Here is a 371-nt window from a genome sequence, read left to right as displayed (position 1 = left end):
GAGTAACTTTGACCGTCTCTTCCGGTATCGAGACCAAGACCGTTCCAGATGTCACTGGTCAGACTTTGGATTCCGCACGCACAACCCTCGAGTCCGCTGGTTTCGTTGTCCAAGTGGTAGAAGTCGACTCCACTGAGGAGCAGGGAACAGTCGTTGAGGTTCCCCAGAAGGGCACGGAGCTCACTGTCGGAACGACTGTCGAGCTGCACGTTTCGCGCGGCAACCAAATTAAGATGCCACGAGTTGAGAGCCAGACTCTCCGCGATGCGGAGAAGGCACTCACCGATGCCGGCTTCGAGGGAACTATCCGCACCGAGGAAGTCACCACGCTGGATCTGTCCAAGGTCGACCACGTGGAGAAGGCCGACCCG

Annotated in this window: 1 protein-coding gene; it reads left to right on the top strand. The window is 58.0% G+C overall.

Features of this window, described 5'->3' with window-relative positions:
* Window positions 1-371, top strand: a 371-nt coding sequence (locus ACXIUA_RS00330) for a PASTA domain-containing protein (protein WP_457975870.1), incomplete at both ends; no start/stop codon positions are given.

Source organism: Corynebacterium sp. UMB8791, assembly GCF_054166365.1.
Note: the sequence above shows the minus strand (reverse complement) of the source record. Positions and strands in the feature narration are given on the sequence as shown.